The sequence below is a fragment of the Ignavibacteriota bacterium genome (assembly GCA_016708125.1).
Taxonomy (GTDB): domain Bacteria; phylum Bacteroidota; class Ignavibacteria; order Ignavibacteriales; family Melioribacteraceae.
In genome coordinates, this window is the sequence record JADJGF010000010.1 from 1 (window position 1) to 7,656 (window position 7,656).

The 7,656-nt window shown below is 25.4% G+C and carries 8 protein-coding genes; 2 read left to right on the forward strand and 6 right to left on the reverse strand.

Going from position 1 to position 7,656, the window contains the following annotated elements:
• The 3 genes from IPH62_19930 to IPH62_19940 all read right to left on the reverse strand — a co-directional run.
• Nucleotides 1-1,433: glycine zipper family protein (locus IPH62_19930; GenBank protein ID MBK7107541.1), on the reverse strand; the 1,433-nt coding region annotated here is incomplete at its 3' end.
• Nucleotides 1,434-1,440: 7 nt separating this feature from the next.
• The gene (locus IPH62_19935; protein MBK7107542.1) at nt 1,441-4,194 is read right to left on the reverse strand and encodes a hypothetical protein; all 2,754 of its coding nucleotides are present in this window, start codon (nt 4,192-4,194) and stop codon (nt 1,441-1,443) included.
• A 7-nt stretch (nt 4,195-4,201) separates the two neighbouring features.
• The gene (locus IPH62_19940; protein MBK7107543.1) at nt 4,202-4,402 is read right to left on the reverse strand and encodes a hypothetical protein; all 201 of its coding nucleotides are present in this window, start codon (nt 4,400-4,402) and stop codon (nt 4,202-4,204) included.
• A gap of 297 nt (nt 4,403-4,699) precedes the next feature.
• Here IPH62_19940 and IPH62_19945 point away from each other — a divergent pair, with 297 nt between their 5' ends.
• Both IPH62_19945 and IPH62_19950 read left to right on the forward strand, forming a co-directional pair.
• Nucleotides 4,700-5,338: a hypothetical protein gene (locus IPH62_19945; protein MBK7107544.1), complete on the forward strand. Its 639-nt coding sequence runs from the start codon at nt 4,700-4,702 to the stop codon at nt 5,336-5,338.
• Nucleotides 5,339-5,356: 18 nt separating this feature from the next.
• Nucleotides 5,357-5,731 (forward strand): hypothetical protein, encoded by a 375-nt coding sequence (locus tag IPH62_19950; GenBank protein ID MBK7107545.1) that lies wholly within the window; start codon nt 5,357-5,359, stop codon nt 5,729-5,731.
• Here IPH62_19950 and IPH62_19955 read toward each other — a convergent pair.
• The 3 genes from IPH62_19955 to IPH62_19965 are packed head-to-tail and all read right to left on the reverse strand — an operon-like array spanning nt 5,728 to nt 7,558.
• Nucleotides 5,728-6,219: a hypothetical protein gene (locus IPH62_19955; protein ID MBK7107546.1), complete on the reverse strand. Its 492-nt coding sequence runs from the start codon at nt 6,217-6,219 to the stop codon at nt 5,728-5,730. The two genes, IPH62_19950 and IPH62_19955, sit on opposite strands and share 4 nt — an antisense overlap.
• Nucleotides 6,191-7,114, reverse strand: a complete 924-nt coding sequence (locus tag IPH62_19960) for a hypothetical protein (protein MBK7107547.1) — start codon at nt 7,112-7,114, stop codon at nt 6,191-6,193. Before IPH62_19960 ends, IPH62_19955 begins: the two co-directional genes overlap by 29 nt.
• A gap of 57 nt (nt 7,115-7,171) precedes the next feature.
• Nucleotides 7,172-7,558, reverse strand: coding sequence for a hypothetical protein (locus tag IPH62_19965; GenBank protein ID MBK7107548.1), 387 nt, complete (start codon nt 7,556-7,558; stop codon nt 7,172-7,174).
• Nucleotides 7,559-7,656 lie beyond the last annotated feature (98 nt).

The following is a 7,656-nucleotide window of genomic DNA, read 5'->3' on the forward strand; positions in this document are numbered from 1 at the left end:
TGTAATAACGCAGGGACCATTCTCCATAAAAATGGTAAAGCTGCACCCAAAGATGCTCCAACTATAGAACCAAATAATGGACCTCCAAATAGAGTCCCAACACCAGCACCAGCAATTCCCCCTTTTACTGTGCCTTTAAACATATTTTTAATTAAAGCAATAGTATTTACTGTCTGCCTATCATTTCTTTTTACTTCTAAAGTATCTTCTAAAAATCCTAATAAACTCTGCTTACTTCGTCCAAATCCTTGAGAATTTTCTCCTACTAATCCCAATTGCATTATTGATAATTTTTCTGCAATGATTCTATGCAAATCCATAGATGAAGCTGTTAATAGCAACATCTTAGATTCAAATGTCGTAGCTCCACCAGTTCTTAATAATATATTGGAAGAAGTTGACATTAATTTTGCTTCAGTATATCTCATACCAATTTTAGATAGTTTCATTTCTCTTTCTACGCGGGAGAAATATCTATCCTGAATTGAACGAGATTGAGCAGATGAAGCAGTTCCAGCCAAATCTGCTAATCCTTTATACCTTTGTTTAGTGAATCCATAAATATCTTGTTGTTTAGTACGAGTATCTTTTATACTTCCAGTAAGTAAATCAGTAAACTTATTTCCTTTTGGTATTAATTTATAAAAGTCATTCATTTCTGAATCTTGTATTTTTTTAATTGTCCCTATTTTTTTAACTCTTCCGACTAAAAATGCTAATGCAATAGGTAATGCTGCTAATACTCCTGCATTTGCCATTACTCCCAATCCAGCAGTACCTAATAATGGAGAAGTCGCACCAAATACACCAGTACCAACTGCAGCACCAACTCCAATTAATGGTTTTAATAAATTTTTAATAATTACAGTCGGATCATCATATTGTCTATTTGAAAGTTTAGGAAATACTGATTTGACTTTTTCTTTCAAATATTTTGCTTTATTATAAGTAACTAATTCTTTTAATATTGAAGTTGTATTATTTTCACTTGCAATATTTTTTCCAGAAACTGTACTTCTAATTTGAAATATTTCTTTTCCAATAAAAGTTAATACATCATGAGAACCAGCCAATAATGTTAATAACTTATTTTCAAATCCAACAGCAGATGAAATTAAATCAGAACCAGATCTCAACAATAGATTACCAGTATTAAGAGATATTCCATATTTTTCTTTTATAATTTTATCTTGTTTATTTGCCAAACTTTTATTTATTTTGGCATCCAAACTCTTATTTATTTTCTTAAAAATACTTTCAAATCCATCTTCGATTGTATTTAAAAATACTTTATCTACTTTTTCAAATCTTGGAATTTTATTATTTATTCCAGAAAAATTTGAATTAATATTATTATTATTTTTATTTTGTTGTTGATTTAATAAAATAGGATTAAAATTTCTTGAATTTCTGATATCGTCAAATTGACTCATATCTACCTCACAAACTAATAAAATCTATCAAATCAGAACCATCCTCATAATCTGACATATCATCTTTCTCTTCTTGCAGATGATCATTGATATATAAATAGGATTCCGCATTTGGAAATAATGAAAATTTATTTGAATTTTCAGGTTTATTATTATAAGCTACATTCGTAATTAAGTATTCATCTTCTTTATCTATAATTTCTTGATCAAATTCTATAAGATGTTCTATTTCTAATATAGTTTGTTTTTTAACATATGCACAAAAACAAGAAGCCATAAATAAATCATCATGATATCCATTCTTAGAAGAAATAGAACCATTTGATTTCTTTTCTATTACCGATAACTGACCAATCAAATCTGCAGATTTAATATGTCCTGGATTATTATTAATATAATCATAAAATAATGATATCATAAAGTCTTTGGTTTTTGTATTAGTATTTAATCCAGTAATAAATTTATCAGCTTTATCTGAATAAATATAAGAACTATATGTTCCTTCATTTTCAATATTTTCAATTACGGCAGCACCTACGCTATTATTTTCTATGCATAGTAAAATTCTATGATTTACTCTAATTCCCAAATAAGTTAATACATCAAATATAATATCAGTAAATTTAGTTAAGGAACCTAATTTACCAAAAAATTCACCAACTTGAATAAAGTTTTTATAACTAAATATTTCAATAGAACAGAAATCTCCAGTAAGAGATTTGGCGCTATCTATTCCAATTAAATAGAAATCTTTATCATTCAATTCTGAATAAATTTTTAAATTAGAAGCATGTCTTAAATTAACTAATTCTATTGGTTTTTTTGGTTTTAAATTAGAAAGAAATTCATCTGTAAAAATACAAGTAGTAGAACCAATAAATAATAAATCTAATTCTTGATTAATGCCTCTTATATCATGATTCAATTCTTGTTTTTGTATGTCATACCATTGTTCATCTTTAGTAGGATCTTCTGACCAATGATATTTAACTCTAATAAATTTATTTTTCTCTTTAATATTTAAAAAATCATCAACATTAGCAACTATATTTTCATTTTCATCAAATATTTCATCTGAATCAATTGCATTTTCCCAATAATCATAAAAGAATTTTCCATTTCCATATATTCCATTTGGTGTAGAAGTTAATAAAATAAAATATGGATATCCATTCTTAATTGCTTGTTCTCTTGCTTTTGATAAAATTGGTTGTGCTGAACGATATGCTAAACCAATATGATTAATAAATGCACATTCATCAATATATAATATTGGAGCAGTTAATGATCTCGCTAATTGATCTGCAGGAGTAGATGAAGAAGGATAAAATGTTCTTACTATTGATCCATTTTGTAATTCAAAATATGTTTTTCTTTCTGCTCTTCCTTTAACTGGAGATCTTAACCAGTCTGGTAATTTGGAATGCATAAATTTAATTCTATTTAAATTTTCTAAAGCAGCTACTTGTCGCATATTCAAAATAACTGCTGGTAATCCTGCATAAAAATTAGTTGCCCATAATAATAATGCACCTGCAATGGTTGAATTATGTGTAGGAATCATACTTTCCCCACACAAAAACATACCACTCGAATTAGAAACTTGAATACATCTAACTGGAACAGATTCTACTTTTACTATAGATTTGATATATACATTTAAACATTCATTTTTATAATTATCTTTATCTTGTCTTATTTTTTTTCTTTGTAAATTAAAAACATAGTATTTTTCAGTAGTAAATGTTAATGTATAATATTTTTGATTTTTTATAATTTTATTAGATAATTTACTTTTCAATCCCAAACTATTTAATAATTGTCTAACTTGAGTTAATAATTTAAAATCTTTTTGAGAAAATTGACAAGTTCCTCCAGGCATACAATACCCATCGGAATCCATTAATCCTCTTAATAAATTTAATCTATTATTTAAAGAGGAACATAAATAATTTTTAGGAATATGTTTATTTCCTAACAATTTCATTTCTCTTAAAATAGGAAGAATTCCATAAATAGTAAATCTTCCAGATATATTATTTGAATTTTTTGTAAAATTAAATCCACTTAGTTCATATCCTTCATTTTCTAATAATTCACAATATTCAATATAATCGGTTTCTAAACATGAGATCACATTTACATCTTTTGCTCCATCCCCTAACCAAAGTCCAAGTAAATAAGGATCTAATAATAATTCTTTTTTATTATTATAATTAACACTTTCTGGCAATGATATTCTGCAAGAGGTTGGTTTTTTATATTTACTTATTTTTTCTTCTAATTCATAAATTTCTTTTGTTGTTTTTATTTCATTTTCAAATTTTAAACTCGTATTAGAAATATTCCATAAATGATTTTCATCTGCAATAATAGATTCGAAATTATCAAAATTTATTCTATAACAAGGTCTTTCATACATTATTTCTGTAGTTGCTATAATCTCTGTTGGATTTCCATTCTCGTCAAATATCATGTCTCCTACTTCTAAATTCCCCATTAATTTATAACCGCCATTTGCCATTGGGATTGGGGTGGTTACACTTAATGCTTTCCCTAATTGCCGACTTGCCATCAATATTACTCTATTATATTTGATGGTGCATCTAACTACTCTTTTCATTTTACTATGAAGAATATTATCTGCTAATTTCAAACTACCGCCAATTTCGGGAATTTCTACATAATTATAAATAAAATAAAAAGGATTTTGTCTACATTTTAAATATTCTAAAGCATGATCACTGAGATTATTTTCCATAAAATTCTCAAGAATGTTCTTCTCTAATTTTATTTAAATCATCAATTAAAATATCCAATTTATTTAATGGAATTTTCATCATATTAATTATTTTAAATTGTCCAGAATTATTATCTACTTGAGATTTAAAAGTCAAGTAATTTGAACCTAGACTTTCTTCAACACAAATTTCGACACGAAAATGGTCATTAATAGTAATAAAAGACATTGAAATCTCCACGTTTTGATAGAATGTATATACAGATATAATTATGATTAGTAATACTTTTTTTAATGTCAATAGGAAAATTATGATGAATCTATTTTCTTTAATATACGAACATATAGAAGCTTTTGTTATAATTATTTTAATTTGTTCTATAGCGATTACGTCCTGTACTACTACATATTTATATTTGGAACACAAAACAGCTATTGAATTGAATGCAATAGAAAATAACTGTGAAAGAATAGCTGCAAGAAATAATGATTATTATTATGGAAACTGTAAAGGAAAAATAAAAAATTGACTCTTATGGAGGAAGATACCTTTAAATTTACTTATAAAAACATACTCGAAATAGAAGTAACTTATTGGAATAATTTTTATTCTTTATATGCTGATATTAAAACAACAGATGCTAGTTTAAAAATAGAATTTGAAAAATTAAATATTAAACATTATATTATTGATAATTTTCCTTGTTTTGCAGATAGAAAAATTATACAATCAACTTTAATATCTAGATATCAAAAATTATTTGATTTGGTAGTTAATAATATTAATAATATAAAAAAAATAGAAAAAATATTCAAACCAGAACATGGTAATACTTTTGCTTTTATTCCAGAACATTATAAATTTTTAGTTAAGATTTTCAGAAGATTAAATAGTATCAATAATAACAAAATTAGAAAAAATAATAAATTAGTTGAACTATTGGATAACTATTATTTTATTGGGATATATTATATTCCAGAAAAAGACGAATTTTATTTTAAAAAACAATCATTCAATATTACTAATTTATATATCACAACTGAAACTAAAGATATGCTTTTTGAAATAGATTATACTAGTTATAATACATTCCTACAAATATATGATGGTAGCATAATTAATATTAGAAACAAAATTGAAAAATTTATAATAACTAATAATTGAAAATATTGGTATAAAAAAATGGACACAACATTTCATTTCTCGGAGTATAACGTATCTGATATATTACATGTTCCTAAAGAAAAAATAAAAGATAATTTTGAAAAATATAATTATGAATTTAAATTAGAAAAAGATTATACTATATTAAATAATAATATTATTTATAGTAAAGAAGGAATTATTCTTCATTCTAAAATAATTATAATAAAAAGCAGTTGGAAATTAGAAAATAAAATCAAAGAAGTAAATGATATTGTTGAAAAAAAATTTAAAGAAAATATTAATAATTTATTAATATTAAAGATATTAACTATAGAAATAGAAAGATCAATTGGACATTTAAATACAATACACGAAATTATAAGTGGATTGGATCACTATAATGACATTTAAATTTTCAATCCCATATTATTCATAAATCTTTTCCTAGAATTTAACTCTTTAGTTAATTTATCAACTTGGGGATCTGGAGATGGAAGGCCATCTCCAAGTTGATTTTTTTTATTTAATTCATCTAGTTTTAATTGAAGAAGTTTTGTTTTTGCTATATATGATTCTTTATGTCTTATTAAATCTTTCTGTATGTCTTTTTGTTTTGATAATAATAAATTCAATTTAGATTGATATTTTGTAATATTTTCATTATGTTTTGCTATTTTGGCGGCGTATAGTTTACTTTCTACTTTTTGAATTCTTCTTTCTATTCGTTCAATTGGAGTTAAATAATTATAGGCCGAATTTATTTCATGGGCGGCGGATTTGCTAAAATTCACAAAATGTTTTGCTGCAGAATATGCAGTTTTTCCTGTTTTTATTCCACCATTATATGTCCTTCCTAAATAATATAATAATCTACTTTCTTCCAGCATTTCTAATAACATCTGGTTCTCCTTTTTTTGAATGGAATTTAGTATATATAATTCCAATTGCTCCTAATAATAAAATTGAATATGAAATTGTAGAATAATCACTAGCAATATCTGTAATCTGTTTCCATAATGAAGAAGTTTCTGGTTCTTTATTAAAAGTTTCTGTTGCTTTTGTTACTATCTTAGGAACTATTGAAATTTGTGGAATATTACTTGTCTTAGCAATTTCTGCAACTTTTTTTGGTTCATCAATATATTTAATAATTTCTTTAGCTTTATCTATCGTAGGAGTATCCAATTTAGGAATTTCTTCTTCATCTGGACCTTTTAAAAATATATAAGATAAAAATCCAATAGCAGGAGTTAATAAAAAAGCTCCTAAAGATTTTTTTGGATTCTCAACTGCAAATTTAGCACCAGTTTTTGCAGCTTCTTTAGTTGCATTTAAAGCTGCTTTTCCTTTTGAAATATATTCTGGATCATCAATTATATGATTTACTGATTTTATAAATGCAGATTTATTAAATGAATCGGTTCTTGGATTATCTATCAAATATTGTTTTAAATTAGAAACTAATTTTAAGAAAGGAGTTTCTCCAACTAAATTAGAAACATCAGATTTCATTATTTTTGTTAATCTTGATAAACTTTCAGAATCTAATCCTAATATTCCATCTTTTATCCAATTTTTAATAGTTATAGGACTAATATTTGCATTATTTGATAGTCTATCTAATGCAATTTTTAAATTATCAATAGTACCAACATCTACATTAAATAATTTATATAATTTTATCGCATCTGATTTATTTAAAGTAGCTATATAAGAATATAAATTTTCCAAGTCATTTGGAGTTGGAGCTATTTCATTTAAAATTAAAGAAAATTGTTTATTAAAATATGACATCAAATTCTCCCAAATTAAAGTCCCATATTACTAAAATATGGGACATATTTTTACCTATTAATTATAAACACCAGCAGCCCAAAAACTTCTATTGATTCTTAATAAATTAGTACGCATATCATCATAAGCTTGCACTTTAATATTTTGACAAGTGTGCAATTCACCAGAACAAGGACCTGCCCAACCCATTACTTTATAATAAATACAAGAAGGAGTAGGAGCAGGACCGAATCCAGTTTCACAACCAGAATTTATAGGTAATTGAGAAATTGCAATTACAAAATTGCTATCTACTGTTAAATAAGTAACTGGAGAACAACCCCAAGGTAAACAAATTTCACTAGGACCAACTGGTTCTAAACAACCAACAGGACCAGGGCAAGTTTGAGCAAAACTAACAGTAGAAAATAATAATGCAATTGCAATCAAAATAGATTTAAACATAATAATAAACTCCAATGAATAAGAAATGTAATTTTATAAAAATCAATATTAGCGTACTAATTTACCGCTAGGATTTATTCTCCTTTAAAATAAAAAGA